Consider the following 18,001-nt stretch of genomic DNA (forward strand, 5'->3'; position numbering starts at 1 on the left):
ATTTTCCCTCCCTTCAAATGTATTACTCTATCTTACGTTTCTGTTCAATGACTGTACACGCCATTTACCATACTGCAAAAGCACATTTTTTTAACAAAAAGCTTTTCCATTCATATAGTGAAAACAAAAATAGAATAGGAGGGAAAAGTGTGAAAGTTCGTACTCGAATACCCGAAAAGGATGATTCGCGGATCATTGCGATGGGTTCTGATATTTTTGGGGTCGATGCTGGGTTGATCGAAAAAAGGTTGAACCTTGCGGAGGAAGTGTTACTCGTTTGTGATGACCAGGATAAAATAGTAGGCTTTTTAAGCTATCGCTTAAAAGAAAAGAGTGAGTTTTTCATAGATATGGTGGCTTTCGACCCATTCTATCAAGGTAGAGGGATCGCACAGTCTTTTTTGCCAACCTTACTAGATTATGCGAAAGACAAAGGGGCTATATCAATTGGAGGAATGGTTTATAAAAAGAATGAGCGTGTGTTGAAATTATTCAAGTATTGGGGTTTTCGCATCAAGAGATATTATGTTGATACCGTCTATATAGAAAAGGTCATCTAGCAGGAGGGAAGTCATGAATATTGATTTTTCCAAGATGCTCATGGAGCACTATGATCTATCTTTGAGAAGCTATGAAATCATACGTAACACAAAGCGTTCATTAGTGATAAAGTGCACGACCAATCAAGGACTTTTCCTTTTGAAACAAGTATTTATAAGTTTTGAGAGGCTACAATTTCTTTTGCAAGCAACGGAGTATTTAAGGGGAGCAGGCGTCCTAATTCCGAAAACAATTAAAACGATACAACAAAACGATTATGTTACTTGGGAAGGAAACATCTATTATCTTCAAGAATGGATACCGTCTATCTCAACACCAGTCGTTTCAGTAGAAGACTTGGTGGGGCTAACAAAACAAATTGGAAGGGTTCACAAGTTGACGTTAAACTATCGTTCTCCAAACGCCCACCTTTTCTTTAAGGAAATCAATTGGGAACATAATATGAAGCGAGCTCTTTTACTTCTAGAAGGGTTGCGTTTGGTGAAACCTAACAGGGAGGAGATTGATTTCTTTTTAGATGCTGGGAACTGGGTTGTAAGTCAATTGGACAAATCAGCTTTCTTTCCGTTTTTGAAAAACATTCCTCTAGGAGAACAATTTTTGTGCCATAATGACCTTCACATGGGTAATCTATTAAAAAGTGAATCGGGGCTCTTTATCATTGATTGGGATTTAGCAAAATATGATATTCCTGCTAAGGATCTGAATGGATTAATCAAAATAATGGGGAAGGCAACAGGGAAGTGGGACAACGCGGTTTTCGAATCCATTCTAGAAGCATATACCCAAGAAAATCCAATAAGCGATCAACTGGTATCACTTATTATTTTGTATCTCACATTTCCACATAATGCCTTAACTCTTCTACTAAAAGATGTTACTCAAACCGAATCCCCACAGCAAATTAAATCATTACTCCAATTTGAAAAAGAAAAAACAGAATACTTGTTAAAGGGACATGGGGACAGGTACCGCGTCCCACCCATGTAAAATGGGACAGTGAACCTGTCCCTTAAAATATGTCACTCATTAATTTTTCCGCAATTAATCGATACTTTTCTGCTTTAAAATGAATTCCGTCATAAAGATTCCCGTGGATTGAAATGTCCCCACCATTTACATATTGGATCTTTTCTTCTTGGGCTAAGGATTTAATCGCCGTTATGTAGTATACTTGTGTTTTCTTTCCGTTATTTTTGTTGTTCGTTATGGTTGTTGGGGAGATGACGACCACTTCAATTCCATTTTCTTTGAGCTTTTGCAGGATTTGTCGGTTGTTTTCTTTATAGTGATCAACAGGGACGGGGAGTGCATTTGGGCTATATTTCATATGACCTCTTGCATCGTTTATGCCGAACATAGAGATGACTAAGTCTGGATGATAGTTAAGAACTTCTTCTTCAAGATTTTCGAGAGCTTGAATAGAGGTCCAGCCAGGATGCCCTTTATTGATCACGTTTATTTTATTATAGCCGTACTTTTTCCTGAGCTGCTTTTCTAGAACTTTTGGATATGGATGTTGAACCTGACTTACGTTGCCTCTTGTATCTCGATCATAACCCCATGTAATGGAATCACCATAGGCCACAATAGTTACAGGTTGTTTATAATTAAGTTTTTCAATAATTGAGTACTCGTGTTCTGAAATGGATACTGGTCTAGCTGCTTTGCCTTTCTTTTGAATGGTTAGCAGCACAAATACACATAAGAGTGCAGATATAAAATAAAACAGATAAACTTTTGAGAGATTTTTCATATGAATCTCCTTCTCATTTAGGACAGGTTCCCTTTCTAGATGGCGGATAATAGCTCTCCATTATTACTATTTTAACAAATACAAGAGATTTGCCCCATAAGGGAATATGTATTTTAGAATAATTCTCTTTATATTATGTGGATTTTTTGATATAAAATTAGACAACATAGACAATTTAGGACGTGAACATCATGGAAAAAAGAAATCAAGTATTACGTGCATTTCGTACGGCTTTTCCTTTTACGATCCCTATTTTTGCGGGATTTACTTTTTTAGGAATCGCTTATGGGATTTATATGAATTCATTAGGCTTTAGTGCTATCTATCCGATTTTAATGAGTCTGCTCATCTTTGCTGGGTCAATGGAGTTTGTCGCAGCAAGCTTACTGATTGGAGCCTTTAATCCGTTTAGTGCTCTTTTTCTAACTTTGATGGTGAATGCCAGACACTTGTTTTACGGTATTTCGATGCTTGATAAATATAGAGGCAAAGGAAAGAAAAGTAATTACCTAATTTTTGGTATGTGTGATGAATCTTTTGCGATTAACAGTTCGATAAAAGTGCCGGAGAATGTAGATAAAGGCTGGGTGATGTTCTTTGTCACACTTCTCAACCATTGTTATTGGGTATTGGGAGCTACCATTGGCGGTGTTTTTGGCTCTTTCGTTACCTTCAATACGGAAGGTCTTGAATTTGTCATGACGGCTCTCTTTGTTGTCATTTTTATAGAGCAGTGGATGAAGGAAGAAAAGCATCTAAGCTCACTAATTGGGCTAGGGGCATCGATTGTTTGTCTTCTTATTTTTGGGGGGAGCAACTTCATTATTCCTGCGATGATTGCGATATTAGGACTGCTTACCCTAACTAGAAAGTCATTGGAGGAAGTGGGGGGTAAAGCGGCATGACAATGAGTGTAACACAACAGATTATCATTATTGCGATGGTTGTATTAGGCACGGTGGTTACAAGGTTTCTTCCGTTCATCGTCTTTCCATCTGGCAAACCTACACCGATGTATGTACAATATCTCGGGAAAGTGTTGCCATCAGCGGTTATTGGACTTTTAGTCATCTATTGCTTCAAAGATATTAATCTATTAGCAGGAAGTCATGGTATGCCTGAATTCATTTCAGTGGCAGTCGTTGCCGTGCTCCACTTTTGGAAAAGAAATATGCTCCTCTCTATTGCAGGAGGAACAATCGTATATATGATTTTGGTTCAAATGATCTTTTAGGGACGCGGACAGGTACCGCGTCCCATTTTTTTGTTAATAAAACCTGGGACAATAAACCTGTCCCTCTGTCCCATTCCTCTGTCCCATTGACTAATGAAACAATATAAATTATTATTAGTGAATGATTATTTACTTAAAAGCATAAAAGCTTTAAAGTAGTAAAGTGAGTATAGGATGATTTTATTTGACTGGTGGGGAAAATGGTGAAGACAAAACTAACAATTTGGAAATCTATCATTCCATTATTGGGATTAATTATAGCTGCGGCATGTTCTATCTTTATATGGAAAGCAGGAATGAACTTTCCGTTAATGGTTGGTGTGATTTTAGCTTCCATCGTTGCAATTAGCTGTGGATGGAGTTGGAATGATATTCAACAAATGATGGTCAATGGAGTAACAAGGGCTTTACCAGCTGTGTTTATTTTATTGGTCATTGGGACGATAATCGGAACTTGGATCGCGAGTGGTGTTATTCCAACCATGATTTATTATGGTATTTCAATTCTTGATCCATCCTGGTTTGTTCCAATTGTTGCACTTGTAACGGGAATTGTTTCAATTACACTAGGAACATCTTTCACATCGATCGCAACTGTAGGTCTGGCATTCATGGTCATTGGTGAGGGGTTAGGATTTTCACCAGCTCTTGTTGCGGGGGCAGTTATATCAGGTGCTTATTTAGGAGATAAGCTTTCTCCATTATCAGATACGACCAATATCGCTGCTGCACTAGTCGATACGGATTTATTTAGTCACATAAAGCACATGCTTTGGGACACGATCCCTGCATTTTTGCTATCACTTCTATTGTTTTGGGTGTTTGGTAGTTTTGAAGAGTCAAGCGCGAGTTTTAGTTCTGGAACCATCGAAACCATTATGTCTGGTTTAGATAATGCTTTTGTTATTCATCCATTATTGTTATTGCTACCGGTTTTTACGATCTTTTTAATGCTAAAGCGAGCTCCAGCGTTACCCGCATTAATGGGTGTAGGGTTACTAGGAGCAGTTATAGCTGTTGTGGTTCAAGGAACCTCGGTCAGTTCAATTGTACAATTTATGACGAGTGGTTTTAGTATCGAAACTGGAGTAGGTGAAATTGATTCATTGTTAAATCGTGGTGGACTTGCTTCGATGCTTGGAACTGTGGGAATGCTAATGATTGCTACTGCCCTCGGTGGGATTTTAGAAGAAACTGGAGCATTCGATGTCTTAACAGGCAAAATGTTGAACAAAGTGAGAACGACTGGATCGCTTATCGGTTCTACTCTTTTAACGACATTTGTTGTTGCATTAGCAAGTGGTGCTCAGTTTTTGGCGATCATTTTACCAGCAAGAACCTTTGTTCAAAAATATAAAGATATGAATATTGATACGAAAAATCTTTCAAGAACAGTTGAGTCGATGGGAACTGTCGGAATTAATCTAATCCCATGGAGCGTTCCTGCCGTGTTTGCAACGAGCATTTTAGGGGTTAGTGCATGGGAGTTTATCCCATATGCGTTCTTTATTTATCTTGTTCCGCTCGTAAATCTGTTGTTTGGTTTTACAGGCTGGACAATTGCTAAAAAGGATTACAGCCAAGAATTACAACAGGCACATGTAGAAGGGGAAGTTGTATAGTGAGTGAAGTTATCTTAAGTGTGGTTGGTACCGCTCAAGATGGAGGATTGCCACAAGCGAATTGTTTCTGTGAAAACTGTAAAAGGGCGCTAGCAGATCCGAGGTTTAAAAGAATGGCCGCCTCATTAGCGATTGTTCTACCAGAAGAGAATAAATGGCATTTAATTGAGGCTACCCCTGATTTGCGGGAACAAATGGCACGATTACAAATGAGGTATGGGATGGAATCAAAGCTGATGAGTAGTATTTTTCTATCACATGCTCATATCGGTCATTATCCAGGTTTGATGTTTTTAGGAAAAGAATCAATTAATTCGCATCAATTGCCCGTTATGGCAGGAACAAAAATGATAAAGGTATTGGAAAATAATGCGCCATGGAGTCAGTTAACGGTGCTTGAAAACATCAACGTTCAAGAAATCTTTGATCGACAGCCTGTGAGCATTTCTTCGGAAGTAACGGTTACCCCGATTATCGTTCCGCATCGAAACGAGTTTTCCGAGACTTTTGCATTCTGGATCAAAGGTCCGAATAAAAAGGTTTTATTTATTCCAGACATTGACCGTTGGGATGAATGGGATATCGATATTCGTGAAGCAGCGAAAGAGGCGGACATTTGTTTTCTTGATGGCACATTTCATTCTCCACAAGACCTAGAAAAGATTGGTCGCGATTATCGTCAAATCCCCCATCCAGTCATGACAGAGACAATGGAATTGCTTCAAGACTTAGTTGGGGAAACAAAGATTTATTTTACACATCTTAACCATTCAAACCCGGTATTGCAAAAAGATGGAGTATTAAGGAAAGAAATTGAGGCAAAAGGCTTTTATATTGCTGATGAAGAGATGGAATTTAGAATATGATAAAAAAGATGTTCAAGGAGAAGGATCTCTTTCATGAACATCTTTTTTTCGTTTAAAATGGTGGGACACGGTACCTGTCCCTGTGTCCCACTAATGCCTTACTCCTCCAGCCATTGACCTTCAACGTATTTCCGATTCATGTCTTTTTTTAGTTTACGGTATCCTTTGCTTTTGAAGATGATGTCAAAGTCATAATCAGGTGGATAGAGCTCCTCAGCAGCAATTTTCAGCTCCATTCTTTTATAATTAATGGTTCTTTTTTCTCCTTTGATTTGGACAATGTAATCCCCATGATCGTTTGGTCCTTTGTACACAATGCCTGTTTCACCTGTTGCAGGGAGGAGGACGTTATCTCCTTGATTATAGAGAGTTACTTTAGCTACAGGTTGCTCTTGTTTCTTCGTTCCTACATTCCTTCGCGCATATCTATTTACAATGACCTGCTTTTGATAGGAAGGAGATAGTAATGTTTCTTGTGACATGTTTTGGTGAAAATCCTTTTGCTCTTGGTATGCTTTTTGATGTGCGCGTTCGAGCAGTGAAGGATGCATCCCTAGTTTTGCTGCTATATCGAATGCTTGACTTTGTCCGCTCTTTCCGAGTAATAGTCGATACGTTGGTTGTAATGTATCGATATCAAACTCCATCGAACCATTTAAAAAACCTTCCGTTTCATCAGCAAACTTCTTCATTTCACTATAATGGGTAGTTGCAAATAAGGTAGCGCCTTTTTCATATAGCTGCTCTAAAATAACAATGGCAAGAGACATACCTTCCCTCGGGTCAGTACCAGATCCAAGTTCATCAATTAAAACGAGTGAGGCATCGTTTGTATTTTGTAAAATGTCTATAATATTAACCATGCGGGAGCTAAACGTGCTTAAGTTTTGCTCAATGCTTTGACCATCTCCAATATCGACAAAGATATGTTGGAAGATGGCAATTTCACTCCCCTTTTTAGCTGGAATAGGGAGACCGGATTGCGCCATCAATGTTAAGAGCCCAACCGTTTTTAATGTAACTGTTTTTCCACCAGTGTTTGGACCAGTAATCACGAGAGCTCGTTCCTTTTCTCCAATCGGAATCGTGAGCGGAATCGCCTTGTTTCCAAGCATAGGATGACGCGCTTCAACTAAATCAATCCGGAACTCTTCGTTGATTGTGGGGATTTCTGCTTGAATCATTTGACTGTATTTCGCCTTTGCGAAAAGAACATCATAATGATGCATCGTCTCAATGGCAATCTGGATAATTTGTTCATATGAAAGAAACAACTGAGTCAGTTCATATAAAATCCGCTCTACCTCTGTTTCTTCCGCAATTTTTATAAGTTCGATATCCTCCTGAAGGGAGCTTAATTCAACAGGCTCGATAAAGAGGGTGGAGCCAGAAGCTGAGGTATCTAATACCGAGCCTTGAATTTTCTTCCGATATTCTTTTTTCACGGCAAGTACATAGCGACCAGACCGTTCAAAGACGTTTGTTTCTTGCAAGTACGGAGAAATTCTTCCGCTTTTCACTAATGACTGTGCTTTCTCCTTTAGTTTTTCCTGTAGAGTTGCAAGGTGTCTCCGTAAATAGTTAAGGTCACTTGATGCATAATCATCTACTTGGCCATTTCGTAAACAACGGCTAATTTCCGATTCTAATTCTGATACATCGCCAATCGATGAAGCGTACATGCTTACCATCGGACCAGCATATTCCTTATCTATCATAAATTGTTTTAGCTTTTGACAGTGGTCTAGGAATGAGACAATTTGCGTGAATTGGTCTACTTTTAGAGCCATGCCTTTTTTCGCTTGTGTGATGAAATGACCGATTTGATCCAGTGAATGAATAGGTATACTTCCACTGATTGCTAAGATGTTCATCGCTTCTAAAATTTCATGTAAAGAATTCTCGATTTTCTTTTTGTCTTCTGTTGGTCTTAACGAGAGAAGTGTTTCTTTTCCTCTGATTGTTCGAGTGAATTGTGAGATATCATTTAAAACTTGGAAATACCCTAGTGCTTCCATTGTTTGAGTATTCAATGGTAAATCCTCCTTTTTTATGTGTGAAAAATTTCATGAGGACTTGATCACGAGGCCATATACAAAAAGCCGTCATGAACAAAGCGCTCATGACGGCAGAAGATAGACCTTGTGCTTGAAATGTTTGACTGGTTTTTGACACAAAAAAACCATGACAAACATGCCATAGCAGGATCTATTTTTCATAGCTATGATGCGTGTTCTTAACTTTCTAAAAGAAGCCATAGTGAAATAAACATAGCGTTTGCTACGTTATTGCTTCTTCCACCTATCCAATTATGGATTAGTTAAGAACCACCGATAACATAAACTCATACTCCTTTAGGTAAGGAATTTTTTTACTTACTCTTTCTTTATATCTTATGTACATTCAAGAAGTCAAGTGCAAGTTACGTTGTATTTTAATAAGGCTCAATTCTAGGGGATTGTTGCTTTTAAAACAATGGGTGATTTCCGCTTCTGGTACTCGCTTTCCGCGGGCGATCCGCAAGCCTCCTCGTTTCACTTCGGGGTCTCGCTTTTCTCTCAGGACGTTGAATTTGCTTCCTTGAAACTACACCGCACGAAGAAATGCCTGCATTTTATAGAATCTCGTACCATCCGCTAAATTACTGGAAGATCAATAATTACTATTTCCCTTCGCGCAATCTTATCCAAAAACAACAAAGTTTGTGAAAACAGCCTTAAATAAAGAAGCATGTTCTTATGATAAACGTGATATACATGCTAATGTTATGAAGTATAGGTTTAACTAGTAGTTGTGGTATGTTCATTTACTAAAGTCTATTGGTGAGAGTTGTTAAAAGTAATCCTATGACAAGGAGATTTATTTCAATGATTAAATTTGAAAATGTATCTAAAAAATACCCAGATGGAACAGTTGCTGTTGATTCATTAACATTTGAAATTCAACAAGGTGAGTTTGTAGTCCTTATCGGTCCAAGTGGTTGTGGAAAAACAACGACCTTAAAAATGATTAATCGGTTAATTCCTCTAACAGATGGCACTATTTTTTTGGATGGAAAAAAAATAAGCGAATATGACATTCATGAATTAAGGTGGAATATCGGATATGTACTTCAACAGATTGCTCTTTTTCCACATATGACAATTGAGGAAAATATTGCGATTGTTCCTGAACTGAAAAAATGGAGAAGAGATCAAATTAAACATCGTATTTCAGAACTTATGGACATGGTTGGATTAGACTATGAAACATACGCTACCAGAAAACCAAACGAACTGTCTGGGGGACAACAACAACGAGTTGGTGTTATTCGGGCACTTGCTGCCGATCCTGGGATTATATTAATGGATGAGCCATTTAGTGCCTTGGATCCAATAAGCCGAGAAAAACTGCAAGATGAACTATTAAGTTTAAAGAAAAGTCTCAGATAGACGACTGTTTTTGTCACCCATGATATGCAAGAGGCATTAAAACTAGCAGATCGAATCTGCATCATGAAGGATGGTAAAATTGTTCAAATCGGAACACCGCATCAACTGATTACAAGTCCTTCCAATGATTTTGTAAAAGAATTTGTAAGAGGAAAAAGTGAAAAGTCGGTCATTGATATTAAATTAGAAGATTTACTTCAACCAATCAATGGAAATGAAATAGAGAAAACTTCTTCAGTTAGAGTATCTATCTCAACCCCATTGCAAGAGATTATGGAAAACCTTTCCCAACATGAACAACTAGCCATAGAAAAAGATGGGGGTCTAATCGGATATATTGATCGTAAGACTGTTATGAAACATCTATCTACAATACTGAGAAGGGGGGCTGACAAATGAACGATTTTACTAAAATATTTCTGGAAAGAAAAGATGAATTAGTCAGTTCTTTGGTAGAGCATGTCCAGATTTCTTTTATCGCCCTTTTCTTTGCAGTAATCATTGCTATTCCACTCGGAATTTATGTAACAAGGCATAAAAAGGTAGCGGAAGGAGTAATCGGCATAACATCTGTCATTCAAACTATTCCTTCTTTAGCTCTGTTGGGAATCCTAATTCCTTTATTCGGTATTGGAAAAGTCCCAGCGATCATCGCTTTAGTTGCCTATGCACTACTACCTATATTGAGAAACACCTATACAGGAATTAAAGAAGTTGATTCATCATTAATCGAAGCAGCCCGTGCAATGGGAATGAACTCAAGAAAAAGATTAATCAGGGTGGAATTCCCACTTGCAATGCCTGTTATCATGGCGGGAATCCGGACCGCAATGGTGTTAATCGTAGGGACAGCCACACTTGCGGCATTAATTGGTGCTGGAGGTCTTGGGGATATAATTCTACTAGGTATTGATCGAAATAATACAAATCTGATTTTGCTTGGGGCAATACCAGCTGCACTCCTTGCGATCCTATTTGATTATTTACTAAAAAAGTTTGAGAATCTATCATATAAGAAAGTTATGCTAACACTTGGAACAATTGGGCTATTGGCTTTCGCTATTATCGTAGCTCCTTTTTGGGGATATCAAGATCAAAAAGTGGTGATTGCTGGAAAACTCGGGGCTGAACCAGAAATTTTAATTAATATGTATAAAATCTTAATCGAGGATGAAACAGATCTGCAAGTTGAATTGAAACCAGGTCTGGGAAAAACCTCTTTTGTCTTCAACGCACTTAAATCGGGAGACATCGATATTTATCCGGAGTTTACGGGCACAGCCATTTCAGAGTTTTTAAAAGAAACGGCAAACAGTACAGATCGCGAAGAGGTTTATCAACAAGCAAAAGATGGATTGTTAGACCGATATAATATGGTTATGCTGAAACCAATGCAGTATAACAATACATATGCATTGGCAGTACCGAACGAGGTTGCAGATCAATATGGACTAGAAACGATTTCCGATTTGAAGGGTATCGAAGATAAAATACATGCTGGGTTTACAATGGAATTTTCCGACCGTGAAGATGGCTATCAAGGTATCCAGTCACTATACGGTATTCAGTTTCCGAATCCTGTCACGATGGAGCCGAAATTACGCTATGTGGCAGTCGAATCAAGTGAGATTAATTTAGTTGATGCCTATTCAACTGATAGTGAGCTTCGACAATACCAGCTTAAAGTGTTGGAGGATGATCAACAGTTATTTCCTCCCTACCAAGGGGCGCCATTATTACGTAAAGAAACAGTCCAAGAGTATCCTGAAATTAAAAAAGCTTTGAACAAATTATCTGGGAAGATAACAGATGATGAAATGAGAGAAATGAATTATCAAGTGAATGTAGAGGGAAAAAGGCCTTTTGCCATTGCTAAGGAATATTTGAAAACACATGGTTTAATAAAGTAGGCTGTTTGTTTATTAAAAAGTGGGACACGGGGACAGGTCCCGTGTCCACTATTTCTATCTAAGGTTTTCTATAATATTAAGTATGATAAAAAATGGGAAAATGAACCTATCCCACTGTCCCTTAATTAACGGGTCTTTTTCTTGTTGTATCCCCGCTCTTCATATGGTTGAAGCTGGTCTAGCCATTTATTCTCAAGTTCTGATAAGGCTTCTTTTTCATTAAAATATGGGTCATCTTTCTTCTTGAGTGTTTCTAAAATATCAATACTGAATGCACTTGCTCCATAATGCCTCCAGTCTTCTTGTAGCTCCCTGTTCATAGGTGAAGCTGTGCCTGCCTCTAAGCTGAATTTTAATCCGTTTAACGTTTTAAAATTTCTGGTGCTACCGATAAATACTTTTCCAGTTTGAGTGTTTTTTATCTGATAAACACCGGCCTCAATGGGTGTTTCTTTGTATTGTTGTTTCAATTCTTTCTTTCGATCCATTTTAAATTCTCCCTTTCAATGGGTATTTTACGATGCACCAGTTGCTGTTTTCCACTATTTTTTCAGCCAGTATTGACTTCCATCCGTCTTTCTTTCTAAAAATCCATAACTAATTAAGTATCTTCGAATTAGGACATAATCATCATAAATGTCTTCTAAAATCTGATTGACTTCTTTTTCTGTATAGATCATATCTTTTTCAAATCGCCTTGAGATTTCCCGAAGGATAATTAGTCTTTGTTTTTCTTTTGGTGGAAATTTCTTTAATCGCCCATTTTTTCCTTCAGGTAGAAATTTTTTGGTGATTTCTTTTTGTTCCTCATCCGTAACAGCATAACGATCATCAACCATTGTCGCTGTTTTATGAGGTGGAACAAATGCAGGTGCATGCTGATCTTTCTCTTTTAAAAGTTCCATTATGGTTAAAAAGGTCTTTGCTTGACGTTCTTTCTCTTTCAATGCAAACCGATGGTGCCTAATGGTAGAAGTGCTGCCTATCCCCATCTCAGACTGAACATCTTTATCACTTTTGCCCTGATAAAAAAGACGAATCAACTGATTTTGATGATCGGTTAGCCCTGTCAGTTTTTTATCAAGTCCAACTAAATAATCAAATACGGATTGGTGAGAACTTTCGATATGAACACGCATATATCTTTCCGCTTCATAAAAAATTCCTTCATGAGGGTAAATGATCCCTTTTTCAATTTTCTCACCACACAAAAGACAATAATAAGAATCTGACTCTTCCATATATCCCTGTTTAAGTTCTTCTAACGTCGCACTCCAAAAAATATCTGAAATATCCATTGTCTAAACACATCCATTAAAAGTTTGTTATAAAACAAATATATAATATTTTTGTTTGTTAATCAACAAACATATCTATCTAAAGTTTAAATTTTTGAAATGTGGATGAGTGACTAAAATACTTCATGAAATAGAATGAAGTATAAAAAGGCAATGAAACACGCTAACTATACCTACTTTGTTGATACAGAAATAGAGTAAGAGTAAACGTGAACTTAATTGATGAATTGGGCAAATGAGGAAATAAACACACGATAAATATGTAACTACTTTGAGCAAACTATGTTTGAGGGAAGTGTGATAATCAAAAGCATTTCCTAAACGAGGAGGTGGGATAATTGGCTGATAACAAACGAAATCGCGATGATATCAATACGTCTGAAGCAGTAGGAACTGGTGCTGGTGCCACTGCAGGTGCTGTAGTTGGATCAGTGTTAGGGCCACTTGGCACAGTTGCGGGTGCTATTGCTGGAGGTGCACTGGGCAACAAGGCTGGCGAAGGTGCCAATAATGCTGCGGACCAAGAGGAAAAATAGAAGTTTCACCATACTTATTTTGCAAAAAGGCTCCCAGGTGGGGGTCTTTTCTATTATAAGCCTAAGATGTAGGAGGACGCGGGGACAGGTACTGCGTCCCATCTTTTTTATTAATAATCTTCGGGACAATGAACCTGTCCCTCTGTCCCAAAGTAAATAGTGCATTGTCCTTATTTATTATGAAAAATTTGTTTAGTTTGTGAAGATAGATTTTGATTATTCAATACAATGTTAAGGTTTGTCAAAAAACAGTAAATACGCTTTTTTTGAGAAGAAATTGTGGTTAAATGGTCTTGTAAATTGGAAAGGAGGCTGGGCATGAGTCAGGTTGAGTTGAATGACATCTCGAAATCATACGATAAACAAAAGGATGTCTTGAATGGAATCAATGTCTCGATTGAGGAAGGTGAATTCTTCGTTCTTGTTGGTCCTTCTGGTTCTGGAAAGAGTACATTGCTTCGGATGATAGCAGGGCTTGAAGAGATCACGGGGGGAATCCTAAAGATTAACAATGAAGTCGTGAATCATCTCCCACCAAAAAACCGGGATTTATCTATGGTTTTTCAAAATTACGCCTTATATCCACATTTAACAGTTGAGCAAAATATTTTGTTTGGATTAAAAGCAAGAAAAGTGGATAAACACGAGCAGCAAAGAAGGCTTACCGAAGCAGCGGAAATGTTAGGCCTAAGCGAATTATTAAAGCGGAAACCAAGGGAACTTTCCGGAGGACAAAGACAACGGGTTGCACTTGGACGTTCAGTTGTAAGTCATGCGCCTTTATGTTTAATGGATGAGCCACTCTCTAATTTAGATGCAAAGCTTCGTGCAAATATGCGGGTTCAAATTCGAAGATTGCAAAAACGCTTGGGGCTAACAATGATCTATGTGACTCATGATCAGGTCGAAGCAATGACGATGGGTGACCGAATTATGGTCTTAAATGAGGGGAAGATTCAACAAGTGGGTAAACCCATTACCTTATATAATGAACCAGAAAATTTATTTGTTGCGTCTTTTATTGGCTCCCCAAAAATGAATCTAGGAAAAGCTGTTCTTTCAGAGGACCGTACAACACTCATCATTGAAAATCAAATACATATACCAATAGATCCAATGATGATAAGGGATATACCGATAAATCAGAATCTAGTGGTCGGGATCCGAGCAGAGCATTTATTTTCAGGTCTTGAAAAAGAAGAACATCTTACATACTTGGAAGCAGTGAATGTTGAACAATTGGGGAATGAAACATCGGTTTCTTTTGATGTTGGTTCGGAATTATGGACGGCAAAATGGCCGGGCCAGTGGAATATCCATTTTGGACAAATGGTTCCTGTGCAAATTATGCCCCAATACCTCCTATTCTTTGATGGAGATTCAGGCACGTTACTTAAATCTGCTGAACTTGGAAAGAAACAAGAGGTTGTAGCGATATGAGTATGGTCAGTCCAATCATTGAAAATAAAGAAACCTATACTGTTCAAATGGAGAAAATAAAAAAGCAAAAACGGATTTCAAGTTTACTTAAAGGAATTTTATTTTTATTACCATCAATTGTTTTATTTAGTGTTTTTGTGTTTTACCCCTTATTTAAGACCATGTACTTAAGTTTCTTTTTGACAGATGCGAAGGGTGCGACAACGGTATTTGTTGGTTTGGAAAACTATTTGTATATGTTTTCAGATCCAATTTTTCTAAAAAGCTTTAAAAATACGTTTTTGTTTGTGCTCTATACGGTACCTGTAACGGTTGTGATTAGTTTGTTTTTAGCCGTCATTTCCAATGAGAAGCTAAAAGGGATTGGCTTTTTTAGAACCATTTTTACCTCAACTATGGGTGTATCGGTTGCGGCAGCATCTGTATTCTGGCTGTACTTATTCAACCCGACAATGGGGTTATTAAATCAAATCCTTACCGTATTTGGAGCCGAATCGATCGGCTGGTTGACGGACCCGAAATGGGCAATGATTGCAATTGCGATTACTACGATTTGGATGAATATTGGGTTTACATTTTTAATTTTGTTAGGTGGATTACAATCCATCGACACATCTTTATATGAAAGTGCGGATATTGAAGGGTCTGGTTATTTTTATAAGTTTAGAAGAATCACAGTGCCCATGCTGTCACCGACCTTATTTTTTGTGATTACCGTATCGATTATTAATTCGTTCCAAACATTTGGGCAAATTGATATTTTAACCCAAGGTGGACCAGCAAATGAAACGAATTTGATTGTGTATTCCATTTACCGTGAGGCATTTGTGAATTATCAGTTCGGCTCAGCTAGTGCTCAGGCAATCGTGTTATTCATTCTTATTTTATTGATGACGGCACTGCAGTTTAAGCTGGGTGAGAGGAGGGTTCACTATCAATGATGATGCCAACGGGAAGAAAAGTGATCTTCTATCTTTTATTGATTGTTTCAGCGATTCTAATTGCTGGACCAGCTGTAATGGCGATTGTTATGAGTCTTATGACGAACCAAGATATCTTAACGGCAAGTTTACCGACCACACTAACAGCTGATAATTATGTTGCTGCTTTTGAACGATTTCCTTTAGTTCAATACTTGATTAACAGTTTTGTAGTGTCGATTGTGATTATGCTAGGACAATTGGCATTATCCAGTCTAGCAGCCTATGCCTTTGTATTTTTAGAGTTTAAGGGAAGAGATGTTTTATTTTATCTTTTTATTGCGACGATGATGGTTCCCTTTGAGGCATCGATTATCCCAAACTTTCACATCATCCGTGATTTAGGTTGGCTAGATCATTATGCGGGACTAACTGTACCATTTTTTGCAACAACCTTTGGGACGTTTTTGCTCAGACAGAACTTTAAACAAATTCCTAAAGAATTAAGGGAAGCAAGCCAAATAGCTGGAATTGGTGATTTCAAATTTTACTTAACAGTTGTATTACCTGTAACAAAGACAAGCTTAGTCACATTAGGGATTTATGGATTTTTAACTTCATGGAATATGTATCTATGGCCACTATTGGCGACCACCAATGATACGGTTCGTACGGTACAAATCGGCTTGAAGCAATTGCAGACACAGGAACAATTAAATGATTGGGGCGTCATCATGGCAGGTGCCGTGATTGTAATCATCCCGACATTAATTTTGCTTTTCCTAGGACAAAAGAAGCTTCAAACAGGTTTAACAGAGGGCGCTGTAAAATAGCAGATTCCTCGAAAATATACCAATAAAAAAGGAGCAAAAAAAATGAAAAAAATCATGATGATCCTTGCATTAGGTTTCGTTTTACTATTAGCAGCTTGTGCAGGCGGTGAATCCACAGCGGGAGAAGGTGACCAAAACACTGGCTCAGGTAATGGCTCGGATACTGAAGAAAAAAGTGAAAAACAGACCGTCACATTCTGGCACTCGATGGGTGGAGCCGGACAAGAAGCATTAAATAGTATTGTGGAAGACTTCAATAATTCACAAGAAGAGATTCAAGTAAATGCAGAATACCAAGGTACCTACGATGAATCATTAACAAAATTTAATGCTGTTGCTGGCACTGATAGTGCACCGACTATGATTCAAACGTTCGAAATTGGAACGATGTCTATGATTAATAGTGGAAATATCAAACCGATTCAGGAATTAGTAGATGCTGATGGGTACGATATGAGTGGTTTAGAAGAAAACATTATTAATTACTATTCATTAGATGGAAAGTTTTATTCGATGCCGTTTAACTCGTCTACACCCGTTATGTATTACAACAAGGATGCATTTACTGCAGCTGGTTTAGACCCAGAAACACCTCCAGCAACTTATGAAGAAGTAGAAGCAGCAGGTAAAGCAATTGTTAAATCGAATCCTGAAATGAAAGGTTTCGCTTTACAAGCTTATGGGTGGTTATGGGAGCAATTATTAGCAAACCAAGGTGCATTACTACTGAACAATGACAATGGCCGTTCTGACACACCGACTGAAATTGGCTGGACAGAAGAAGAAGGAAAGTCTATTTTTGAATGGGTTAAACGAATGGTAGATAACGGTACCTTTGCGAATTATGGAACAAATGGAGATAACATGGTTGCTGGATTTTTAGCAGGAGATGTTGCTATGTTCTTACAATCTTCAGCAAGTGCAAGAGATGTTATCGATAATGCTCCTTTTGAAGTAGGGATTGCCTTCCTTCCACACCCTGAAAATAAGGACCGTGAAGGGGTCGTCATTGGGGGAGCAAGTCTTTGGATGATCGATGGAAAACCAGAAGCAGAAACAAATGCAGCATGGGAATTTATGAAATATTTACAAACTCCTGAAGTTCAGGCTAAATGGCACGTTGGTACAGGCTATTTTGCCATCAATCCAGATGCATATGAGGAACAACTCGTAAAGGATGCACATGAGGAAAAGCCACAATTACGTGTAACAGTTGAACAATTACAAGCAACTAAATCATCATTTGCTACGCAAGGTGCGTTAATGGATATGCTTCCACAAGGAAGAAAAGTCATGGAAACAGCTCTTGAATCCGTTTATAATGGCGGCTCTGTCGATGAAGCCTATAAAACAGCGGTAGACCAATTTAATAAAGCAATCGAACAAGCAAACAAAGCAAGAGCAAAGTAATCAAATGGGACACGGGGACAGGTACCGTGTCCCACCATTTTTTAATAAGGACCGCAAGAAATGTGGATAATATGCTTTTTCGTTAAGGCTCATTTCTAAAAGATTGTTGCTTTTAGAAAAAAAGCACCAACCTAGTTGATTGGAGCGACAGCGACGAGGAGGCTCAAGTCACGCCCGCAGAAAG

The 18,001-nt window shown here is 38.1% G+C and carries 16 protein-coding genes and 1 pseudogene; 13 read left to right on the plus strand and 4 right to left on the minus strand.

All coding sequences use genetic code 11. From position 1 onward, the window contains the following. The first annotated feature begins 149 nt into the window (after positions 1 to 149). Both DZB84_RS12900 and DZB84_RS12905 read left to right on the plus strand, forming a co-directional pair. Positions 150 to 560 carry a GNAT family N-acetyltransferase gene (locus DZB84_RS12900; RefSeq protein ID WP_189655239.1) on the plus strand — a complete coding sequence of 137 codons (411 nt, stop codon included), beginning with the start codon at positions 150 to 152 and terminating at the stop codon, positions 558 to 560. Between the two features lie 13 nt (positions 561 to 573). After that, the gene (locus DZB84_RS12905; protein ID WP_116352675.1) at positions 574 to 1,551 is read left to right on the plus strand and encodes a phosphotransferase; all 978 of its coding nucleotides are present in this window, start codon (positions 574 to 576) and stop codon (positions 1,549 to 1,551) included. Positions 1,552 to 1,573: 22 nt separating this feature from the next. Here DZB84_RS12905 and DZB84_RS12910 read toward each other — a convergent pair whose 3' ends face one another. After that, positions 1,574 to 2,317, minus strand: coding sequence for an SGNH/GDSL hydrolase family protein (locus DZB84_RS12910; protein WP_116352676.1), 744 nt, complete (start codon positions 2,315 to 2,317; stop codon positions 1,574 to 1,576). A gap of 191 nt (positions 2,318 to 2,508) precedes the next feature. Here DZB84_RS12910 and azlC point away from each other — a divergent pair, with 191 nt between their 5' ends. The 4 genes from azlC (at position 2,509) to DZB84_RS12930 (ending at position 6,039) form a co-directional block, all read left to right on the plus strand. Continuing rightward, a complete protein-coding gene (gene azlC, locus DZB84_RS12915) occupies positions 2,509 to 3,222 on the plus strand; it encodes an azaleucine resistance protein AzlC (RefSeq protein WP_116352677.1) in 714 nt (237 codons plus the stop codon). Beyond that, entirely contained in the window at positions 3,219 to 3,551 is a 333-nt protein-coding gene (locus tag DZB84_RS12920) for a branched-chain amino acid transporter permease (protein ID WP_116352678.1), read from the plus strand. The genes azlC and DZB84_RS12920 overlap by 4 nt, the downstream gene beginning before the upstream one ends. A gap of 203 nt (positions 3,552 to 3,754) precedes the next feature. Further along, on the plus strand, positions 3,755 to 5,173 hold the full coding sequence (gene nhaC, locus DZB84_RS12925; RefSeq protein ID WP_116352816.1) for a Na+/H+ antiporter NhaC: 1,419 nt from the start codon (positions 3,755 to 3,757) through the stop codon (positions 5,171 to 5,173). Continuing rightward, on the plus strand, positions 5,173 to 6,039 hold the full coding sequence (locus DZB84_RS12930; protein ID WP_116352679.1) for an MBL fold metallo-hydrolase: 867 nt from the start codon (positions 5,173 to 5,175) through the stop codon (positions 6,037 to 6,039). Before nhaC ends, DZB84_RS12930 begins: the two co-directional genes overlap by 1 nt. Positions 6,040 to 6,137: 98 nt before the next feature. On the opposite strand, the gene DZB84_RS12935 is transcribed toward DZB84_RS12930, so the two are convergent. Next, positions 6,138 to 8,072 carry an endonuclease MutS2 gene (locus DZB84_RS12935; RefSeq protein ID WP_116352680.1) on the minus strand — a complete coding sequence of 645 codons (1,935 nt, stop codon included), beginning with the start codon at positions 8,070 to 8,072 and terminating at the stop codon, positions 6,138 to 6,140. Positions 8,073 to 8,906: 834 nt separating this feature from the next. On the opposite strand from DZB84_RS12935, the pseudogene DZB84_RS12940 reads away from it, so the two are divergent. Together DZB84_RS12940 and opuFB are read left to right on the plus strand one after the other, a co-directional pair. Next, positions 8,907 to 9,869, plus strand: a pseudogene (locus tag DZB84_RS12940) (ABC transporter ATP-binding protein). Further along, positions 9,866 to 11,380: an osmoprotectant update ABC transporter permease/substrate-binding subunit OpuFB gene (gene opuFB, locus DZB84_RS12945; RefSeq protein WP_116352681.1), complete on the plus strand. Its 1,515-nt coding sequence runs from the start codon at positions 9,866 to 9,868 to the stop codon at positions 11,378 to 11,380. The pseudogene DZB84_RS12940 and the gene opuFB overlap by 4 nt, the downstream one beginning before the upstream one ends. Positions 11,381 to 11,505: 125 nt before the next feature. Here opuFB and DZB84_RS12950 read toward each other — a convergent pair whose 3' ends face one another. Further along, positions 11,506 to 11,868 (minus strand): GIY-YIG nuclease family protein, encoded by a 363-nt coding sequence (locus tag DZB84_RS12950; RefSeq protein WP_116352682.1) that lies wholly within the window; start codon positions 11,866 to 11,868, stop codon positions 11,506 to 11,508. Between the two features lie 54 nt (positions 11,869 to 11,922). Continuing rightward, the gene (locus DZB84_RS12955) at positions 11,923 to 12,678 is read right to left on the minus strand and encodes a DUF2087 domain-containing protein (protein WP_116352683.1); all 756 of its coding nucleotides are present in this window, start codon (positions 12,676 to 12,678) and stop codon (positions 11,923 to 11,925) included. A gap of 338 nt (positions 12,679 to 13,016) precedes the next feature. Between DZB84_RS12955 and DZB84_RS12960 the strand changes: the two genes are divergently transcribed. The 5 genes from DZB84_RS12960 (at position 13,017) to DZB84_RS12980 (ending at position 17,817) form a co-directional block, all read left to right on the plus strand. Then, the gene (locus DZB84_RS12960) at positions 13,017 to 13,214 is read left to right on the plus strand and encodes a hypothetical protein (RefSeq protein ID WP_116352684.1); all 198 of its coding nucleotides are present in this window, start codon (positions 13,017 to 13,019) and stop codon (positions 13,212 to 13,214) included. Between the two features lie 318 nt (positions 13,215 to 13,532). After that, a complete protein-coding gene (locus DZB84_RS12965) occupies positions 13,533 to 14,654 on the plus strand; it encodes an ABC transporter ATP-binding protein (protein WP_116352685.1) in 1,122 nt (373 codons plus the stop codon). Between the two features lie 47 nt (positions 14,655 to 14,701). After that, positions 14,702 to 15,595, plus strand: coding sequence for a carbohydrate ABC transporter permease (locus DZB84_RS12970; protein WP_223254448.1), 894 nt, complete (start codon positions 14,702 to 14,704; stop codon positions 15,593 to 15,595). Continuing rightward, on the plus strand, positions 15,592 to 16,407 hold the full coding sequence (locus DZB84_RS12975) for a carbohydrate ABC transporter permease (RefSeq protein ID WP_116352686.1): 816 nt from the start codon (positions 15,592 to 15,594) through the stop codon (positions 16,405 to 16,407). The genes DZB84_RS12970 and DZB84_RS12975 overlap by 4 nt, the downstream gene beginning before the upstream one ends. Before the next feature lie 42 nt (positions 16,408 to 16,449). Then, entirely contained in the window at positions 16,450 to 17,817 is a 1,368-nt protein-coding gene (locus DZB84_RS12980) for an ABC transporter substrate-binding protein (RefSeq protein ID WP_116352687.1), read from the plus strand. The last annotated feature ends 184 nt before the right edge of the window (positions 17,818 to 18,001 follow it).

The sequence above is a fragment of the Bacillus sp. HNG genome (genome assembly GCF_003400205.1).
Taxonomy (GTDB): Bacteria; Bacillota; Bacilli; order Bacillales; family Bacillaceae_L; genus Ferdinandcohnia.